The organism is Nocardia sp. NPDC004718 (assembly GCF_053601535.1).
The window spans coordinates 189618-208845 of the sequence record NZ_JBSGCA010000004.1; the positions used below are offsets into that span (position 1 = coordinate 189618).

20 protein-coding genes are annotated in these 19228 nt (G+C 67.3%); 16 read left to right on the forward strand and 4 right to left on the reverse strand.

The window, feature by feature from the left end; translation table 11 throughout:
* Window positions 1-34: 34 nt before the first annotated feature.
* Window positions 35-640: a GNAT family N-acetyltransferase gene (locus tag ACWEH3_RS05530; protein ID WP_450024744.1), complete on the reverse strand. Its 606-nt coding sequence runs from the start codon at window positions 638-640 to the stop codon at window positions 35-37.
* A 109-nt stretch (window positions 641-749) separates the two neighbouring features.
* Here ACWEH3_RS05530 and ACWEH3_RS05535 point away from each other — a divergent pair, with 109 nt between their 5' ends.
* Window positions 750-1553, forward strand: coding sequence for a TetR/AcrR family transcriptional regulator (locus tag ACWEH3_RS05535; protein WP_450024746.1), 804 nt, complete (start codon window positions 750-752; stop codon window positions 1551-1553).
* Between the two features lie 9 nt (window positions 1554-1562).
* Window positions 1563-3074 (forward strand): leucyl aminopeptidase, encoded by a 1512-nt coding sequence (locus ACWEH3_RS05540; RefSeq protein WP_450024748.1) that lies wholly within the window; start codon window positions 1563-1565, stop codon window positions 3072-3074.
* 215 nt (window positions 3075-3289) lie between these two features.
* On the opposite strand, the gene ACWEH3_RS05545 is transcribed toward ACWEH3_RS05540, so the two are convergent.
* On the reverse strand, window positions 3290-3652 hold the full coding sequence (locus ACWEH3_RS05545) for an oxidoreductase (protein ID WP_450024750.1): 363 nt from the start codon (window positions 3650-3652) through the stop codon (window positions 3290-3292).
* A 261-nt stretch (window positions 3653-3913) separates the two neighbouring features.
* Here ACWEH3_RS05545 and sucB point away from each other — a divergent pair, with 261 nt between their 5' ends.
* The 7 genes from sucB to ACWEH3_RS05580 all read left to right on the forward strand — a co-directional run bounded on the left by sucB (window position 3914) and on the right by ACWEH3_RS05580 (window position 11946).
* Window positions 3914-5695: a 2-oxoglutarate dehydrogenase, E2 component, dihydrolipoamide succinyltransferase gene (gene sucB, locus ACWEH3_RS05550; RefSeq protein WP_450024752.1), complete on the forward strand. Its 1782-nt coding sequence runs from the start codon at window positions 3914-3916 to the stop codon at window positions 5693-5695.
* Between the two features lie 19 nt (window positions 5696-5714).
* A complete protein-coding gene (locus ACWEH3_RS05555) occupies window positions 5715-6623 on the forward strand; it encodes a TIGR01777 family oxidoreductase (RefSeq protein ID WP_450024754.1) in 909 nt (302 codons plus the stop codon).
* The gene (locus ACWEH3_RS05560; protein WP_450024756.1) at window positions 6620-7156 is read left to right on the forward strand and encodes an N-acetyltransferase family protein; all 537 of its coding nucleotides are present in this window, start codon (window positions 6620-6622) and stop codon (window positions 7154-7156) included. Before ACWEH3_RS05555 ends, ACWEH3_RS05560 begins: the two co-directional genes overlap by 4 nt.
* A 160-nt stretch (window positions 7157-7316) precedes the next feature.
* Window positions 7317-8063, forward strand: a complete 747-nt coding sequence (gene lipB / locus ACWEH3_RS05565) for a lipoyl(octanoyl) transferase LipB (RefSeq protein WP_450024758.1) — start codon at window positions 7317-7319, stop codon at window positions 8061-8063.
* Window positions 8064-8073: 10 nt separating this feature from the next.
* Window positions 8074-9114 (forward strand): lipoyl synthase, encoded by a 1041-nt coding sequence (gene lipA, locus ACWEH3_RS05570; RefSeq protein WP_450024760.1) that lies wholly within the window; start codon window positions 8074-8076, stop codon window positions 9112-9114.
* A gap of 131 nt (window positions 9115-9245) precedes the next feature.
* The gene (locus tag ACWEH3_RS05575) at window positions 9246-10679 is read left to right on the forward strand and encodes an ATP-binding protein (protein WP_450024762.1); all 1434 of its coding nucleotides are present in this window, start codon (window positions 9246-9248) and stop codon (window positions 10677-10679) included.
* Window positions 10680-11352: 673 nt separating this feature from the next.
* On the forward strand, window positions 11353-11946 hold the full coding sequence (locus ACWEH3_RS05580) for a transglycosylase SLT domain-containing protein (RefSeq protein ID WP_450024764.1): 594 nt from the start codon (window positions 11353-11355) through the stop codon (window positions 11944-11946).
* Window positions 11947-12131: 185 nt separating this feature from the next.
* Here ACWEH3_RS05580 and ACWEH3_RS05585 read toward each other — a convergent pair whose 3' ends face one another.
* Window positions 12132-12821: an esterase/lipase family protein gene (locus ACWEH3_RS05585; protein WP_450024766.1), complete on the reverse strand. Its 690-nt coding sequence runs from the start codon at window positions 12819-12821 to the stop codon at window positions 12132-12134.
* Window positions 12822-13359: 538 nt separating this feature from the next.
* Complete coding sequence (locus ACWEH3_RS05590; RefSeq protein ID WP_452358269.1) at window positions 13360-14583, reverse strand: helix-turn-helix domain-containing protein; 1224 nt, start codon at window positions 14581-14583, stop codon at window positions 13360-13362.
* Between the two features lie 275 nt (window positions 14584-14858).
* Here ACWEH3_RS05590 and ACWEH3_RS05595 point away from each other — a divergent pair, with 275 nt between their 5' ends.
* The 7 genes from ACWEH3_RS05595 to ACWEH3_RS05625 all read left to right on the forward strand — a co-directional run bounded on the left by ACWEH3_RS05595 (window position 14859) and on the right by ACWEH3_RS05625 (window position 19115).
* Window positions 14859-15074, forward strand: a complete 216-nt coding sequence (locus ACWEH3_RS05595) for a hypothetical protein (RefSeq protein ID WP_355072875.1) — start codon at window positions 14859-14861, stop codon at window positions 15072-15074.
* A complete protein-coding gene (locus ACWEH3_RS05600; RefSeq protein WP_450026748.1) occupies window positions 15071-15280 on the forward strand; it encodes a hypothetical protein in 210 nt (69 codons plus the stop codon). The genes ACWEH3_RS05595 and ACWEH3_RS05600 overlap by 4 nt, the downstream gene beginning before the upstream one ends.
* Window positions 15281-15394: 114 nt before the next feature.
* A complete protein-coding gene (locus ACWEH3_RS05605; RefSeq protein WP_450026746.1) occupies window positions 15395-15904 on the forward strand; it encodes a DNA-directed RNA polymerase subunit beta in 510 nt (169 codons plus the stop codon).
* A gap of 151 nt (window positions 15905-16055) precedes the next feature.
* Window positions 16056-16604: a DUF3558 domain-containing protein gene (locus ACWEH3_RS05610; protein ID WP_450026744.1), complete on the forward strand. Its 549-nt coding sequence runs from the start codon at window positions 16056-16058 to the stop codon at window positions 16602-16604.
* A 21-nt stretch (window positions 16605-16625) separates the two neighbouring features.
* Complete coding sequence (locus tag ACWEH3_RS05615) at window positions 16626-16994, forward strand: hypothetical protein (protein ID WP_450026742.1); 369 nt, start codon at window positions 16626-16628, stop codon at window positions 16992-16994.
* Window positions 16995-17008: 14 nt separating this feature from the next.
* The gene (locus ACWEH3_RS05620) at window positions 17009-18289 is read left to right on the forward strand and encodes a hypothetical protein (protein WP_450026740.1); all 1281 of its coding nucleotides are present in this window, start codon (window positions 17009-17011) and stop codon (window positions 18287-18289) included.
* A gap of 61 nt (window positions 18290-18350) precedes the next feature.
* On the forward strand, window positions 18351-19115 hold the full coding sequence (locus ACWEH3_RS05625) for an ESX secretion-associated protein EspG (RefSeq protein ID WP_450026738.1): 765 nt from the start codon (window positions 18351-18353) through the stop codon (window positions 19113-19115).
* Window positions 19116-19228: the final 113 nt, after the last annotated feature.

Below are 19228 nucleotides of genomic sequence, written 5' to 3' on the forward strand. Positions count from 1 at the left end.
TATCCGGGACCAGGGCGTCCGACGCTCGCACGCGCTAACGCCGGAACCACATCGGGATGAGCGTCGGGCCGTTCTGCGGCAAAGTGTGCGTCGTTCCGGTCGGCGCGAATCCGCAGCGGCGGTAGAGCCGAGCGGATCGTTCGGTGCTGGCTTCCAGGAACGCCGGAACGTCCGCTTCGGACGCCGCCTTCAAGCGATCGGCGAGAATCGCCGCTCCGGCTCCCTTTCCGCGATGCTCCGGCACCGTGACGATCACCTGCAGATACCGATGTGGGAACTCCCGGGGGTGTTCGCGGGCGAGCAGGTCGGTGACGATCACCAGCCGCTGCGCCACGCGCAGATCGGGAGCCTGCTCGAGCATGGTCCGCGCCTCGGCGGCTTCGTCGGCGAATCGTTCGACCGAGGTGACGTGCTGCCAGATCGACATCGACCAGATCTCCTCGCCCGCGCCCGCGACCCAGATCTCGTCGTCGCGCAACGCTCGATCGACCAGACCGGGCACGAACGCGGTACGGAAACCCGTATCGGGCTGTCCTTCGAGCACCCACGCGGTCACCACCTCGTCCGCGCTGGCGATGCCGAACGCCTCGATCAGCGCGTCACGGTCCTGGATGCGCGCCTGGCGAGCGGTGATCTCCATCCGCCTCCCCTTTCCCTGCGAACACCGTGTTCACGCATGAATCTAGGCAGGTCGAAGCCGTATCACTACCATTTCGTCACACCTGTTCGTGTGTCGAAACGGAAACCGGATGACCTGCGCGATCTGCCACGACGAACTCGCCCAGCCGAGCCGGGGCCGACGGCGCAAGTACTGCTCGCGGTCCTGCCAGGCCCGCGCCTATCGCGCCCGCCGCGCGGCGATTCCGGTGCGCCGCCCCACCCGTCCGGCGCGGCTCACCACCGTCGGCATCGCACGCGCGGCGATGGAGCTGGCCGACCGCGACGGACTCGACGGACTCACCATGCGCCGCCTGGCCGGCGCGCTGGGCGTCGCGACCGCCACCCTCTACCGCCACTTCCCGGACCGCGAGGCGCTCCTGGCGAGCATGGCGGAGCTGGCGCTCGACGAGATCCCGCCACCCGGGACGGAGTGCACCGGCTGGCGTCCCCGGCTACGGCACGAGGCGCACGAGGAGTGGCGCCTCTACCGCAGGCATCCGTGGATGCTGCCGCTGCTGGCGCGCGTCCGTCCGCCGCTGGGCCCGGCGCTGCTGGACGTCCTGGAGCGCAACTTCGCCGCCCTCGACCATCCCGGCCTGACCCGGCAGACCGGATTCGCGACCTACCTCGCCCTGTCGGGCCTGGTCCAAGGGCTCGCGCTGTTGTGGAGTTCCGAGCGCGCCGACCGCCTCGGCGATCCGCGCGACGCCGCCGAGACGGCCGCGCCGCGCGAACTCGCCGAACTGCTCGACCCGGCGCTGCGCCCCGTCCTGCACCGTTACTTCACCGACCTCGACTCCACCTTCGAGATGGACTTCGACGACCTGCTCGCGACCGCGGTGGAACTCCTGCTCGACGGCGTCGCGGTGCGCCATCCGGAACGAAGCGAATAGCCTGTGCCAATGACCGCTGTTGCAGATCGCTCGCTCGGACCGGAACTGGCACGCACCGAGACCATCGGCGCGGATACCGATGTGCTCGTCATCGGGTTGACCTCCTCGGAGGACGGTCCCGCCATCGTGCCCGAGGACCTGTTCGGCGACGTGCTCACCGCCGACGTGCGCGCGGAACTGCTCGATCAGCTCGGCGCGGTGGGCGCCAAGGGCAAAGCCGAGGAGCTGACCCGCATCCCGGCGCCGGTCGGGCTGGACGGCGTGAGCAGCGTCCTGGCCGTCGGCCTTGGCTCCGCCGAGAAGCTCGACGCCGAGCAGATCCGCCGTTCGGCCGGTGTGGCCGCCCGCTCGCTGTCCGGCACCGAACTGGCGGTGACCACGCTGTCCGGGCTGGATATCGCCGCCGCCGCCGAGGGCTTCTACCTGGGCGCCTACTCGTTCACGCCGTTCCGCTCGGACAAGTCGGCGCCCAAGCCGGACGAGCGGCCCGTGGCCCGCGTCGAGTTGCTCGTGCCCGAGCCGGGATTCGGCGAAGAAGCCTTGTTCCGCGCGCAGGTCACCGCCGAGGCCGTCGCCACCGCACGGGATTTCGTGAACACCCCGCCCAGCCACCTGTTCCCGGCCGAGTTCGCCTCGCGTGCTCAGGAACTCGCCGAGGCCGCGGGCCTCACCGTGGAGGTGCTCGACGAGAAAGCGCTGGAAGCGGGCGGTTACGGCGGCGTGCTCGGCGTGGGCAAGGGTTCCTCGCGCCCGCCGCGCCTGATCCGGATCACCTACGCGGGCGGCCCGAAGAAGGTGGCGCTGGTCGGCAAGGGCATCACCTTCGACACCGGCGGAATCTCCATCAAGCCCGCGCAGAACATGGAGAACATGACCTCCGACATGGCGGGCGCCGCCGCCGTGATCGCCACGACGCTGCTGGCCGCGCGGCTGAGCCTGCCGATCACCGTCACCGCGACGGTGCCGATGGCGGAGAACATGCCGTCGGCCACCGCGCAGCGCCCCGGCGACGTGCTCACCCAATACGGCGGCACCACCGTCGAGGTGCTCAACACCGACGCCGAGGGCCGGTTGATCCTCGCCGACGCGATCGTGCGCGCGAGCGAGGACGACCCCGAATACCTGATCGACGTGGCCACCCTGACCGGGGCGCAGATGGTCGCGCTCGGCACCCGCACGCCCGGCGTGATGGGCACCGACGAGTTCCGCGACAGGGTGGCCCGCATCTCCCGCGAGGTCGGGGAGAACGGCTGGGCCATGCCGCTTCCCGCCGAACTGCGCGGCGACCTGAACTCCAAGATCGCCGACCTGGCCAATGTCGCGCCGCACCGCTGGGGCGGCATGCTCTCGGCCGGGCTGTTCCTCAAGGAGTTCGTCCCGGAGAACGTGCAGTGGGCCCACCTCGACGTGGCAGGCCCGGCCTACAACACCGGCGGCCCGTTCGGCTACATCGGCAAGGGCGGCACCGGCGTGCCGGTCCGCACGCTGATCGCCGTGCTCCAGGACATCGCCGGGGAGTGAGCGCGACGCGCGTCGTCCGGAGCGGCTCCCGGACGACGCGCGCAGGGCACCCGGTTCGCCGCGTCACGTGTTCCATGCCTCCCCGACCGACATTCCGGGCCTCCCCGACCGACATTCCGGCGGGTCCGGCTCGCGTCACTGACGACAAGCGAGACGGCTCCGCGGCACCCCCCACGGGTCCGGCAGGAATCGGGCGCAACGGACAATCCGGCGGCTCAGAGGTCGTACAGGTCCCGCTCCATCTCGCGCTGCCGCTCCATCCTCTTACGCGCGTCGTAGTCCCGCATGCGTTGCGGATATCCGGTCTTGCGGACGTCGTAGACGGGGATGTGCAAATCCTTGGCAAGCCGTTGCGCCCCGCGCTCGCCGACGATCCGGCGCGTCCATTCACCATCCGCGGCAATAAGGACAACTGTGACATCTGTCACCGTGGTCTTCGGTTCGACGTAGCCCTCGACGCCCACATGCGTGCGCACCCAGTCGGCCAGATGACGAGCGTCCGGCCCGGACACCGAACCCCCACGTGAAGTGCCGCCACCCCGGGCGGCGCCGCCGCGGAAACGATCCAGCAAACCCAACGACGCCGACCTCCTTTTCCTGCACCGGAGAATGTTCACCGCCGGTCTTCCCATACTGCCAGCTCCGCGCAGTACGCCGCCCTGTGCTACATGGCTTGCGCGCGAGTGCAAGGATGGACCGCGGTACAAGAACCACACGGATCTCCGGTGCCACGCACAATGATCGGTGGCTTCCGGACTCCCGTCGCGACCCGCGGCGGGCGTCCGCAGCGAGATCAACTGTTGTAGAACCCCGTCGAGCAGTCAGAGGAGTCAACGGACATGGCCTTCTCCGTCCAGATGCCCGCTCTTGGTGAGAGCGTCACCGAGGGAACGGTGACCAGGTGGCTGAAGCAGGAAGGAGACACGGTCGAGGTCGACGAGCCGCTGCTCGAAGTCTCCACCGACAAGGTCGACACCGAAATCCCGTCCCCCGCGGCGGGTGTGCTGTCGAAGATCGTCGCGAACGAAGACGACGTGGTCGAGGTCGGCGGCGAGCTCGGCGTGATCAGCGAGCCCGGTGAGGCGGCTTCTTCCGCGCCCGCGCCCGCTCCCGAAGCCGCGGCGCCCGCGCAGGAGACCCCCGTCCCTTCGGAGGAAGCGCCCGCCGCCGAGCCCCAGCCCGCCGAGCAGCCCGCGCCCGCCGCCCAGGCCGCGCCCGCGTCGTCCGGCGACGGCACGCCGGTGAAGATGCCGGAACTCGGCGAGTCGGTCACCGAGGGCACCGTCACCCGCTGGCTGAAGTCGGTCGGTGACGAAGTCGCCGTCGACGAGCCGTTGCTCGAGGTCTCCACCGACAAGGTCGACACCGAGATCCCCTCGCCCGTCGCGGGCACCCTGCTGGAGATCTCCGCCCAGGAAGACGACATCGTGCCCGTCGGTGGGCAGCTCGGCGTCATCGGCAGCGGAGCACCGGCGGCCGCCGCCCCGGCTCCCGCGCCCGCCCCGGCACCTGCTCCGAAGCCCGAACCGGCCCCGAAGCCCGAACCGGCCCCGGTCGCCGCCGCTCCGGCTCCCGCACCCGCCCCGGCTTCCACTCCGGCTCCGGCTCCGGCTCCCAAGCCCGAACCGGCTCCCGCGCCCGCCGCCGCGGCGGCCGCCGAATCCTCCAACGGCGCAACTCCGTACGTCACTCCGCTGGTCCGCAAGCTGGCCGACGAGCACAACGTCGACCTCGCCGCGATCACCGGTTCCGGTGTCGGGGGCCGCATTCGCAAGCAGGATGTGCTCGCCGCCGCCGAGGCCAAGAAGGCCCCGGCTCCGGCCGCCGCTCCGGCCGCGTCAGCTCCGGCCGCGCAGGCGCCCGCCGCGCCCGCCGCCGCCCGTTCCCAGCTGGCCCACCTGGTCGGCACGGTGCAGAAGGCCAACCGCATCCGCCAGATCACCGCGACCAAGACCCGCGAGTCGCTGCAGACCACCGCGCAGTTGACCCAGGTGCACGAGGCCGACGTCACCAAGATCGCGGCGCTGCGCAATCAGGCCAAGGCGGCGTTCAAGGAGCGCGAAGGCGTCAACCTGACGTTCCTGCCCTTCTTCGCCAAGGCCGTGGTCGAGGCGCTCGGCGTGCACCCGAACGTCAACGCCAGCTACGACGAGTCCAGCAAGGAGATCACCTACCACGCCTCGGTGCACCTCGGCATCGCCGTCGACACCGAGCAGGGCCTGCTGTCCCCGGTGATCCACAACGCCAGCGACCTGTCGCTGGCCGGGCTGGCGCGGGCCATCGCCGACATCGCCAACCGGGCCCGCAACGGCGGACTCAAGCCCGACGAGCTGGCCGGCGGCACCTTCACGATCACCAACATCGGCAGCCAGGGCGCGCTGTTCGACACCCCGATCCTGGTTCCGCCGCAGGCGGCCATGCTGGGCACGGGCGCGATCGTCAAGCGTCCGGTCGTCGTGACCGACGAGACCGGCAACGAGTCCATCGGCGTCCGCTCGATGTGCTACCTGCCGCTCACCTACGACCACCGCCTGATCGACGGCGCCGACGCCGGGCGCTTCCTGACCACGATCCGTCACCGGCTCGAGGAAGCGGCGTTCGAGGCCGATCTCGGCCTGTGAGGAAGGTCCCGCGGCACGTATGAAGGTCGTGATCGCCGGCTCGTCCGGGTTGATCGGGACGGCGCTCGTCGCGGCTCTGCGCCGCGACGGGCACGAGGTCGCCAGGCTGGTGCGCAGGAAAACCGCGGGTCCGGACGAATTCGCCTGGAACCCGGCCCGCGCCCAGCTGGACGAGCGGGCGCTTCGCGGCGCCGACGCCGTGGTCAACCTGTGCGGCGCGGGCGTCGGACGGCGCTGCTGGAACGGCGGCTTCAAACAAGAGCTGCGGGACAGCCGGATCACGCCCACCGACGTGCTGGCCGGGGCGGTGGCCGACGCGGGTGTCCCCGTGCTGCTCAACGCCAGCGGCGTGCACTACTACGGCGGCGCGACCGGCGATCGGGTGGTGGACGAGTCATCGCCCGCCGGTTCCGGATTCCTGGCCGCGCTGTGCCGTGACTGGGAGAAGGCGACCGAACCCGCCACGGCGGCGGGGGCGCGCACCGTGCTGTTGCGCAGCGCCGTGGTGCTGTCCCGGGCCGGTGGCCTGCTCGGCATGCTGCACCCGCTGTACGCGGTCGGCTTGGGCGGGCGGCTGGGCAACGGTCGCCAGTACACGCCGTGGATCTCGATGGCCGACGAGATCGGCGCGATCGTCTTCGCGCTCACCCATGACACGGTGTCCGGTCCGATCAACGTGGTCGGTCCCGCACCGGTCACCAATGCCGAGTTCAGCCGCGCGCTCGGCCGGGCGCTGCATCGCCCGACTCCGCTCGTCATCCCGGCATTCGCGCTGCACGCACTCGTCGGCGAGATGGCGCAGGAGGCGATCCTGCACGGCCCGAGGGCCATTCCCACCGCTCTCGAGGAAGCGGGCTACCAGTTCCACCATCCCACCATCGGCGCCGCGCTCGCGGCCGCGGTGGGACGACCCGGAGATGTTCGATGACCGACCGACTCGACACCAGGCCCGCCACCGTCATCCGCGACGCCACCACCGCCGATCTTCCGGCGATCCTCGACATCCACAACGCGAATATCGCCACGTCCACCGCGATCTGGGACACCGAGCGCGTCGGCTTGGACGAACGCCTCGGCTGGTTCCAGGCCCGCACCGGCGCGGGCCTGCCCGTGCTGGTCGCCGAGATCGGCGGGGAGCTGGCCGGTTACGCGAGCTACGGGCCTTGGCGCGCCAAATCGGGATACCGCTACACCGTCGAGAACTCCGTGTACGTCGACGAACGCTTCCAGCGTCGCGGCATCGCCACTGCCCTGCTCACCGAGTTGATCGACCGTGCGCGCCGCGTGGGCGCCGTGCACGCCATGATCGCCGCCATCGAATCCTCCAACACCGGTTCGATCGTGCTGCACGAACGCTTCGGCTTCCGCACCGTCGGCGTGCTACCCGAGGTGGGCCACAAATTCGGCCGCTGGATGGATCTGACCCTCATGCAGCTGACCTTGCCGGTCGAGGTCGACTGATTCCTGGCTCCCCCGAGGCAGACCGGCCCCGCCGCTCCGCGACGCCGTAGCCGAACACCGCAACCTTCCAGCTCTCCCCCTGGCAACCTCGCTCCGGCTGTGGGGGTTCCCACATCGTGGTGCTGGAATCGGTCGGCCCCGTGGGCGTACCGTCGTCGCTGTGATCAACCCGCGCACCACCCGGTCCGCCCGATTCGATACGACCCCGATCGTGGTCGAGGATCTCGGACTCATCGACTACCACGCCGCCTGGGACCTGCAACGCGGCATCGCCGAGCAGCGCGCCGATGGCAGCGGATCCGATCATCTGCTGCTGCTCGAACACCCGTCGGTGTACACCGCTGGCCGCCGCACCGAGGCCGACGACCTGCCCATCGACGGCAGTCCGGTGGTGCAGGTCGACCGCGGCGGCAAGATCACCTGGCACGGTCCCGGCCAACTGGTCGGCTACCCCATCGTGCGGCTCGCCGAGCCGGTCGACGTCGTCGACTACGTGCGCCGCCTCGAGGAGGCGTTGATCACCGTGTGCACCGGCCTCGGCCTGGTCTGTGGCCGCGTCGAGGGCCGCTCGGGCGTCTGGCTGCCCGCCACCGAGTTGTACGCCGAACGCAAGGTCGCCGCGATCGGGGTGCGCGTGCAGCGTGGCGTGGCCCTGCACGGCGTCTCGTTCAACTGCAACGCCGCCATGGACGGGTTCCAGGCCATCGTGCCCTGCGGCATCCGCGATGCGGGCGTCACCACGTTGACCCGCGAACTCGGTCGAGAAGTGACCGTCGCCGAGATCAAGCCGCTGGTGGCCGACGCCATCGTCCGCGCGCTCGACGGCGACCTGCCGGTCGGCGAGCACGATATCTCCCGCGTCACTCCTGGTGACACCACCCCGCGTACCACGAACGCGACGGCGTAAGGTCGATCAAGTGACCTCAGTCGATACCCCGACACCACACAGCGCGTCCGCACCCAACGGCCGCAAGCTCTTGCGCATCGAAGCCCGCAACGCGGAAACCCCCATCGAGCGCAAACCCAAGTGGATTCGCACCCGCGCCACCATGGGGCCCGAGTACTCCGAACTCAAGGGTTTGGTGAAGCGCGAAGGCCTGCACACTGTTTGCGAGGAAGCGGGCTGCCCCAACATCTTCGAATGCTGGGAAGACCGCGAGGCCACCTTCCTGATCGGCGGCGAACAGTGCACGCGCCGCTGTGATTTCTGCCAGATCGACACCGGCAAGCCCGCCGCCTTGGATCGCGACGAGCCCCGCCGCGTCGCCGAGAGCGTCCAGGCCATGGGCCTGCGCTACTCGACCATCACCGGCGTCGCCCGCGACGACCTGGAAGACGGCGGAGCCTGGCTCTACGCCGAAACCGTCCGCGCCATCAAGCGTCTGAACCCGCACACGGGCGTGGAACTGCTGATCCCCGACTTCAACGCGAACCCCGACCAGCTCGCCGAGGTCTTCTCCGCGCGCCCGGAAGTGCTGGCGCACAACCTCGAAACGGTCCCGCGCATCTTCAAGCGCATCCGCCCGGCCTTCCGCTACGAGCGCTCCCTCGCGGTCCTGACCGCCGCCCGCGAAGCCGGTCTGGTCACCAAGTCGAACCTCATCCTCGGCATGGGCGAAACCCCCGAGGAAGTCACCCAGGCCATGCGCGACCTGCACGAGGCGGGCTGCGACATCCTCACCATCACCCAGTACCTGCGTCCCTCCCCCCGCCACCACCCCGTGGACCGCTGGGTGAAGCCGGAGGAATTCGTCGAGCACTCGAAGACAGCCGAGGAAATCGGCTTCGCAGGCGTCATGGCAGGCCCCCTGGTTCGTTCCTCCTACCGGGCCGGGCGGCTCTACGCCCAGGCGATGGCCCACCATGGCCGTGAAATCGCCCCGGAAATGGCGCACCTCGCCGAGGAAGGCACCGCCTCCCAGGAAGCCAGCTCGGTACTGGCCCGCTTCGGCAGCTGATCCCTTACTGTCGGCACTCGCGCACAGCCTTCACGCGCGAGGGCCGACGGATGTCTGAAGCCGACCACACTCTCGGTGCGTAAACTAAGATCGATTCTTAGTAAGTTGCCGCCTTAGTTCAGGAGACGAGTGTGGAGTTCACCGGAAGGTCCGCAGACCTCGACCTGCTCGCGCGTCAGCTGAACTCCGTGATCGAGGGCACCGGCACCACCCGGGGCCGTGCCGTCATCGTGACCGGTCGCCGACGGGTCGGTAAATCGCGGCTCGTCCAGGAATTCTGCGATCGTTCCAACCACGGCTACCTGGTCTTTCAGGCAACGCGCGGGCGCAATCCCGTTGCCGAGCGGGAGGAGTTCACCGCTACGGTCGCCGAGTCCGCGCTCGGGCGCGCGGAATTGGTCAGGGGGTTGCAGGCCGGCGACTGGAATCAAGCTCTCCGGTCCCTGGCGATCGCCTTACCCGATGACGCACCCTGCATCGCGGTCATCGATGAGGTGCCGTGGCTGGTCGAACAGGATCCGGAGTTCGAAGGCGCGTTGCAGACGGTGTGGGATCGCCACCTGTCGGCCAAGCCGGTGCTACTCCTTTTGGTCGGCAGCGACATCTCCGTCATGGAGGCCCTCGGATCACGCGACCGGCCGTTCTTCGGGCGCGCGACGAAAATGACCGTCGAACCGCTGCGTCTGGCCGATGTGCAGGCCATGACCGGCCTCGACGCCGCCGACAGCGTCGACGCGCTGCTGATCACCGGCGGGTTTCCCGAGATCGTGAGTTCGTGGCGCCCAGGGATGAGCCGTACCGACTTCCTGCGGGACGCGGCCGCGAACCCGCTGGCTCCTTTGCTCGTGGCAGGCGAGTTGTCGCTGCTGGGCGAGTTTCCGGAGGGGATGCGCTCGCGCGCGGTCCTAGAAGCTATCGGCAGTGGAGAACGCACCTTCAGCACCATCGCCGCACAAGCGGGTGGAGCGAATGTACTGCCCGCAGGAACCCTCAATCCGCTGCTGAATATGTTGCAGGACAAGCGGATAGTGGCGGGCGATCTTCCGCTGTCCACGAAGCCGGATACCAAGAACAAACGCTACCGAATCGCCGACCCCTATCTCCGGTTCTGGCTCGCCTTCCTGGAACGCGGCATTCCACTCATCGAACGCGGCCGTGGCGATGTCGCACTGAGCCGGATCGAACGTTCCTGGACCACCTGGCGCGGACGCGCTATCGAACCGCTGGTCCGCGAATCCCTCATGCGTCTGCTGCCCGATACGAGGTGGCCGGAAACCGAGGCGGTCGGCGGCTGGTGGAACCGGCAGAACAATCCCGAAATCGACTTGATCGGGGCCGATCGAGAACCGGTCGCCAGGGCGGTGCATTTCGTCGGCTCGATCAAGTGGCTCGAAGATCGCCCGTTCGACCGCCATGATTACGACAGTCTCGCCCGTTCGCTGTCCGCAGTGCCCGAAACCGATCACGGCACCGCACTCGTAGCCGTCTCGCGATCCGGCGTCGCGAAGAACTTGCCGCTGGCATGGCATTGGGGGCCAGAGGATCTCGTTCGAGCTTGGGAGTAAATCTTGATCCGAATCGGTCTGTTCGGCCCCGGGCGGACGCCCGGATGATCTGCGGCCAGGACTCGAGGATGCCGAGCGATGCGAACGGAATCGACTCATCGGACGGGCGGAACTTTTCGCGCAGCGCGATCTCGTAAGCCGGTCGGACTGGTTGCGAGGTAGTCGCGAGGAAGAGGAAATTGCCCATGTCCGCTCTGCTTGTCAGCACAAGGGTCGATACAGAGTTCCAGTAATCGGATCGAAACAAAGTTGGTCTCGTTACTGCAAAATATGAATTGTGGTCCAAATCACGTTTGGCAGCAAAATGCCTGGTAGCGGCGTTGATAGATGTAGCCGCCAGGCGCTTACAAGATCGCTGATCCGAATCATTAACTGACTGTTTGCCCTGTGTTAACCAGTCGTGATCAAGCTGAGATCAGGTCTGAGCGGGACCTGGGAAACAGCTCCACAGCCCACGGCTTGTTTCTCTTCGGGTACGGCAGCGGCACCGACGGGCATCGCCCCCGAGTTGTGCACCGCGTCGCGCCGCCAGGAATTCGAACCCTGGCCTTCACAACGAAATCCGAAAACCGCACACGAGCCGAGATGGCGAACACCTTACCTGGTGCCCGCCGTGGATCCGCACTGGGTTTTCCCGGACGGATCGCCGCACGAACAAGGAACTGATTTCTCGATGTCTCACGCACGCCTTTCTTTTCTCCGCCGCCCGTCCCTTCGTAAGGGCGCTGCCCTCGCCGCCACCGTCGGCGTGATCGCCGTCGGCTTCTCCGCCGGTGTGGCGGTGGCCGACGACAGCGCTCCGGCGCCCGTTACGCCGGTCGCCGCGCCGTTCGATCTCCCGGCTCTGCCGGGACTGCCCGCACTACCCGAGCTGCCCACGGTGCCAGGGCTGCCCGCGCCTGCTCCCGCGCCAGAGGGTCTCCTGCCCGCGCCGCCGCAGGTCTACGAGAACAACCTCGACGGCTGGATCCGCCAGTCCCTCGACGTCATGCGCCTGCACGGCATCCCGGGGAGCTACGAGGGCATCCACCGCAACATCATGCGCGAATCCGGCGGCAACCCCAAGGCCATCAACCTGTCGGACTCCAACGCCGCCAAAGGCACCCCCTCCAAGGGCCTGCTCCAGGTGATCGACCCGACCTTCAACGCCTACCACGTCGACGGCACCGCCTTCGACATCTGGGACCCGGTCGCCAACATCACCGCCGCCTGCAACTACGCGGCGCATCGCTACGGCTCGATGGACAACGTCAACGGGGCCTACTGAGCCTCGAACTCGGATCCGGCAAGCGCCTCCTCGTCTCCTCGACGCGGAGGCGCTGCCGTTTCCGGGTGCGACCGCACCACCGCGGCACCGCTGTTGCAGCCCTGTCCCCACGACTCGGGCTGGACTTCTTCGACGCGGAGGCCGTCGATGCTCGCGGACAGCTTTGCCTGGCTGGGCGCAGCCGGCTACTTCACGAAGTCGCGCACGCCCTCGAAAACCGTCGACGAGGACAGCAGCGCGATATGGCCGAGGCACGCCGTCTGGGTGTTGGTGGCACCGCTGAGAATCGTGCTCTGATCGGGGTTGATGATCTCATCGCACGGCGACCACCAGGTGCCGTAGTTCACCCGGCCGGGGGTTTCGTCGGTGCTGTTGAGTTCGGCGAGGAAGGCTGAGCCGGGCAGCATCTCCACGCAGGAGGCGTCGAAGCATCCGTTGGCGACGTCGGTGCCGTGATTGGGGCCGGCGATGGAGACCCAGTCGTCGACGAAATTCAGGCCGTCCAGCTTCTTCAGGTACCAGCGACTGTTGAGGCCGCCCATCGAGTGGGAGATGATGTCGACCTTGGCGGCACCGGTTTTCGCGCGCAGCGCATCGGCCTGCGCTTTCACCTGTAGTGCGATGTCCTTGTTCGACTGGGTGGTGTCGTAGCTGAATCGTGCCATCTCTCCTGCGGAGTATCCCGCGTCCAGGAATCTGCTCCACATGTAATCCCAGTCCGCCGCCGATCCGTGCCAGCCGTGGACGAAAAGGATAGGATCCCGCGCCGGCGCCGCAGCCGCCTGTGGCGTGGCGGTGGCGAGTGCGGCCGTAGCCGTCGTGACCAGGGTGATTGCGGCCATGCCTAGGCGGCGCGTGATCGATGTGATGCGCATGATTTGACTCCGATCTGCTCGCTGCACTGCGAGCAGACAGAAGGTAGCGCCTCGAGGCTCATCCGGGGCATTGTGAGACTTGGTTATTTCAACTTGCCGTCGAGTCCTTGGATCTGTCACGACATTCCGCGAAGAAGGTCCTGGGCGAAGCTACGCCGCGCCGACGAGCTGACAGCAGAGGGCAGGCCGGGAGAGGAGTCCAGAGCCTCGAACCCGTGCCCGTTGAAGTCGCGGTCCGCCTACCGTATATACGATTTCGAATACTCACGTCAGCTTGGCGATGAATCCGACCGGCTGACGCTTGTGCCGACGCCATCACCACCGCCCGCTGAATCCGGACCAGCCGCTTGCCGCGCAGCGGGATATGGGCCAGCTTGCGGCTGCCACCCCGGACCGTGGGTTACCGCATCGAATTCCGGACGCGGCACCAGGGACGGCGCGGCGCGCCAAGACCCACCTTCGAGCTAGACCTCGATGCGGCGAGTCCTGGTTCGCGCTTCCCACGAGCTGATCGATGCCGACGAACGGGTACGAGGTATCAGACTTGTGCCGCGCGCCGGGCCAAGAAGTCTCGAACTTCCGGGACCCGGGCATGACCGCGAACCGTATCCGCGATGGCATCGATTCGCTGGTGCAGGCGGGTGGACGCGAGTCCGGCGATGGTGTCGTAGTTGTCGGCGAGCAGTGAGCATGCTCGTGCGACGTCACCGGAGCTGACCAAGTTGCGCGCGAGGTTGAGCTGCCACGCCGCCCGCTCCCTGGGCCATGCCGCCGAACTTTCGATTGCGGCTTGCAGGTTGGATGTCGCCTGCGAGTGCTCGCCGAGCCGCATCTGCGCCCAGCCGATGCCACCGACGAATTCGGCTTCCGGCAGGTAAACCCAATCCGGGTCGTGCCCACGAGTCGATTCGTATGCACGGTGCGCCCGGCTGATCGCCGTCGTCACCGCCGACTTGTCACCGCGTACCCCGTGAGCTTCAGCCTCCCTGATCGCCATCAACGCGCGCAGTTTCGGACCACCCTCGCGGAGCGATGCCCGCGCCCCGGCCTGTGCGTATTGCACGGCAAGAGGATTGCCCTTCGCGTCGTCTCCGGGACGACTCGCCATCAGAAAGCTGGCATTCCCCAGTGCATGCGCCGCAGCGACCCCGTCACCTGCCGCATTGGCGGCGTTCGCCGCGTCCGCGTAATACCGCCGAGCATCGTCGAGACGCCCGGCGTCGTAATGCACCCACCCGGCGGCGGTCATCATCTCGGCCGCGGCGCTGGTGAGCGCCCGACCGACCGCCTCGGTGTAACTCCCCTGGTCGAGAAGCTGCTCGACATAGCGGACTTGATTGGCCGCCACCCGGCACAATCGGTCGCCGCCGACCACCAGATCCAGTTCGTGGATCTGGTTCACGCTGTCTATGAGGGCTTCCACGTCGCTCGCGCCGACTTTTCCGGCGGACGGCGACACGGCGTTCGCCGGGGCGGAAACCGACATCATGGCGGCCCCCGCGCTTACTGTTGCCCCTGCTTTGAAGAAGTTGCGACGGTCCACATCTGCCTCCCGGTCCGACTCCACTACCAGTATGGCAAGCGGAACGTCCAGTGCACGGGCTACGAGCCGCAGGACGCGAACGTCGTGCGAGGCCGGGCCGCCGCGCTCCAGACCCGAGACGGCGGGCTGCGAGAAGTTGATGAGCGCACCCAATTCCGTCTGCGTCATGCCGACGGATTTCCTGATGCGCCGAATCACTTCGCCCGTGGTCATGTACATGGCCGAGCGTCCCCCGATCGTTGGTCGAATTTCCCCACAGCTTTTACCCCGAAAGCGACTGCCCCGGCAGGATATACGGCTCTTCGCATAGCCGGAACGGAAACCGCGATCCGTGCTCCCACCTCGGTGTTCGCGCGACCTACGTTCGGTCGCGGGTGCCCGGTACCGGGGCGGCGCCGCACCCTCAGCGGCGCACCGGCCGCCAGAGTGGCGGGCCGGTGGCGAAAGCCCCCGGTACCGGGCACCGGTCGATCCGCGAGACAGAGAGGTTTCCCGTGTCCACGCATTCCCTCGCCATGTACCAACTCATCGCCTTGTGTGACGCGGCCGCCCACCAAGCGCCGATGCGGCCGCTCAGCATCCGCCAGGCCCATGAGGTGATGCAGATCCATGTGGCCTGCCGCGCGAAATACTGCGCACGGAAGGCGGCGGCGCGACAGGTGCTGGTCGACAGCGGACGGATGGTGCCGGACCCGAGCAGGCCGCAGTGAATTCAGCTGCTCCCGGACCGCCGAACCGGCGCCGCCACCTCCGAATCGAAACCGGCCCGCTGCGCCTGGACTATCAGGCGAGCGCGGAACAGGCCGAAAGCGTCGCACGCGCACTGGCGCAACGGTTCCCGGAAATCACGGTGACTGTCGACGACGACCTGGACGACGATCTCCCGCACCTCCCCTGCGCACAGCTGTGGGACTGATCGCTCCGCGCCGCCACCCCTTAATCCTCGAAATGCGAACGGAGACTGCGACGATGCGATCTGCCCAACTCGAGCGAGGCCGACTCCACTCTGAGTCGTGCTGACGGGGCGGCCATGAATACAGAGCCCGCCTCCGATCCCACACTCACCCGCTGCCAGCGCTACCGGCACGTCTATGGCCTGCCGTGTTACGTACACGAGGAAACTCGGCGAATCACCCTGCGCGCAGGAGACGTAGGCGCGGTCACCGTGCCCGAACGGCTCGGCAGAATGGTCCACACCGACCTGGCCAGGCAATACTTGCTCGGTCCCGTCATCGCACACGGATCCGGACGCTGGACGATCCTCGTCCGCCCCGACGACACCCACCAGCTCGCCAACGACACCGACATCTTCGTCGCACTGCTGCGCGCCTCCGCGACGATCGTCCCCGACGGCGGCGAGATACCGCTGCCCTCCCCCGCCGACGAACGAACGGGATACCGCCGGTGGGTCGTCGCACCACGCGACGCGTTCCGCCCACACATCAGCACCGTCGTCCAGTCGATCATCATCTGCGCGGAGCGAACTGCACAGCACCACTATGGGTTCCGAACGCCTGACCAGCGTCGAGGCCATCCCTAGCAACGCCAACCCGACTGCGCGCCCGTCGATCAGATGACGCAACGACCCGGAGCTCCTGATCCGAACGAACCGAATCCGGTGGAACCGAAGACCCTGTATATGCGTCATAGACTTCAAGGACGACTTTGACGGCCCGGATCGGGAGGCTTCGGTGGGACGACGGACGACGGCGACGGTTGTGGCGCTCGCTGGGGTGGCGCTGGTCGCTTCGGGGTGCGATTCGGGCACGAACGGGACTGCCACGCCCAGCACGACCGATACCTCGGCGGCCACGGCCGCCCTGTGGGATCCGTGCACGCAGGTGTCGGATCAGCAACTGCAACGGATCGGCGTGGTCTCGTCTACGAAGAAGTCGGGCATCGCCGGTGTCGAGCAGCCGGGATGGAAGGTCTGCTCTTGGCATGATGCGGCTTCTCAGTGGAATTACTCGCTAGGAGTGTGGTCGACGATCTACTCCATCGATGATCTCAAGAAGAAGCCCGATAATACTGACTTCGTGAGCATCAATGTCGGCGGACGCGACGGATTTCGTTTCAGAAACACATCCGATGTCGACGGCGAAGATTGCGATCTGGCGTTCCCCGCTGGTCAGGGCGTATTACAGATCACTGTCTTCAATACATCACCTAAGAGCAACGTATCGCCATGCGATCGGGCCACGAACGCTGCGGAAGTTCTTGTTCCGACGTTTCCACGCTGATCGGGAGAATGCACTATGTCGATGAGCGAAGAGGTATCGCGGTGGCGATACCTTGCCGATGAGGCCAACGCTGGCAGGCTCTATCTTGACCGCGCGGTCGCAGAGAGTTGCCGGGATGCTTGTAACCGTCAGATCGATCTGTATGTCACTCTCCTCGAAGACCTGAAGATGATGGCCCGGGTAACTGGCCTCGGCGACTTCGACTGCTCCAACGATCTAGCGAACATGCTGGGGGCCAAGGCAATCGGCGGCGACGGCGATGTGGACTCCGCACTGAAAGAGCACATCGAAGTACTGACCCTGATGCGTGATACGATCCAAATTTCCGTGGACCGCATCGGCGCACAGGACGACTCCAATGCGCAAGACACGAGCAATCTGCTGAACTGACCGGGGGATGAATCATGGGCCTGCCGTTCTTGGTAGCGATTGGCGCCGCGCTGTACGAGCAGTCGAAATCCGGCCCGCCGGACAGCGGTTCGCGCGACGAGAGCCCCGACGCGGCCATCGCGCGGAACCGCATCACCGAAATCATGCGCGCCGGTAGTGATTTGCAGACCCAGTCGCCGAAAGTTCCGGAGAGCGCGTACAAGAACCCGGACGGCATGGACGATCTCTATCAACGCGTGCAAGCGATGTCGATCAATGAAGTCGTCGCGCTGCACCAGCGGTGGGAGTCCATTCGCAACCGGCTCGAGCAGGGTTTGCAAGGTTTCGCCCCGGAGATCGGCAAGGCCATGGAAGGCAAATGGGAGGGGGCGGCGGCGAAGGCCGCGGCGGACGGGATCAAGGAATATGTCGACAAGTCCAGCGGATTGATCAGTTCGGTGCAGATCGTCGCCGAGAAGGTGAAGATCATCCGGTCGGGCATCGAAGTCACCCGGCCCGCCGTGCAAGAAGCGCCCGCTCATACATGGACCAGCGACGTCGCGAGTTGGGTGCCGGGCCCGACCTGGAAGCTGAACCAGCATCGCGAGGACACCGCGCACGGCGCGTCCGTGAACGTCGTCAAGAACGTCTTCTATCCTGCCGTCCGGGAAGCCGACACCGGCGTTCCACTGGTACCCAAGCCGTACAACCCGGTGCACAATTCGAGCGATCAGCCGTCCGCCCCGAACAGCGGCTGGCAGCCGTCGTCCAGCACCGACATCGGCACCGCAGACAAAGCCATCACGGCGGACCCAGCACAGCAACCGGGTACCGAGAACACGCCGGAGACCACCGTCCCGTCCAGCACGAATCCTGTTGCCGAGCAGAAAAGCACGACCGAACAGAGCTCGACCACACCCGCGAGCACGAACCCGTCGACCCAACCGGCGAGCACCGATCCCGGAACCGATCCATCGCTGACCCGCCCCGGAACACCGAGTCCCGGATCTCCCGGCACGCACAGCCCGGGCACACTCAACCCGAATGCTCCCGGCCTCGGCGCTCCCGCACCGGGTCGCAGCATCAACGGTGTCCCGGGCGGCGTTCCCGCCGCCGCTTCCGCGCGGCCCGGCACCGGTCGGCCGGGAGCGAGCGGCATGCCGGGCATGATGGCGCCGGGCGCTCGCGGCAAGGGCGACGACGACAAGGAACACCAGACGAAGGACTACCTGGTGAACCAGCGCAACGGTGAGGAACTCACCGGTCTCGGCGCGGAGAACAGTGTGAAGTCGGTGCCACCGGTGATCGGCGAATGAGCCGGACCGGTCTCGACGCCACGCCACCACACGCCGGGTCCATGATGAAGGAGCCGGTTGTATGAGCCGACGGGATTGGTCGTTCACCGCGCTCGGCTTCACGGTGCTGTGGCGGGCCGTCGAGCGCGACGTGCTGCCATACCCCTTGCAGTACCGATCCACGGCGGAGACCGTCGCCGATTACGAGTCGGAGTGGAAATCCGAAGCCGCCGGACTGCACCGTCGCCTCGACGAGTCCCTGTACAGCGCACTGCGTGTGCTGGCCGAACCCGAGGCACGTGTCGAGATGGCGGGTTTCAGCGGGAAGGACAAACTGCGCGTCCACGCGGCCGTGCACTATCGGCACGCCGTGCTGCTGGTACAGGAGCCCACCACATCGCCGGATCGCGGTGGGGCCGTGCACATGTCACTGATCGATGCGGAGAGCGTGAGCCGCCGGGTCATCGACCACCTACCCGACGCCGCACGCGGCAGCGGCCCCGGCATCGAGATCTCTCGGCACGAACTCGACGCCGGGGAGGACGAGGAACCATACCGCGTGGGCGCGCCGCTTCCGCCCCGCGCCCGAGCCGAGCAGTTCTTCGAACGCCCCCGCACCACCATCGCCCACGTCGCGGTCTACGCGGGCCCGGCCTGGGACAACCGCCCGGCGCCCGCCCGCGGCTTCCACGTGATGGACTACCCCGACGGCCGCTACCTCGTCCGCAGCGGAACCACCATCAAGGCCGTCCCCGCCGACACCACGGAAGTACGATCCCAACTCGACCGGGTCGTACACGCAACGGTCGCGGCCTTCCGCGAGGAAAACGATCCCAGCTACACCTGACCCACCCGCCACACACCTAGCTTGAGTTTTAACCTCTGAGCTGGGTTTTTATCCTGTTCGGCGGGGTCGTGGCCCGGCGGGTTTGGATGGCTTCTGGTTGCTGGGTGTTTTGA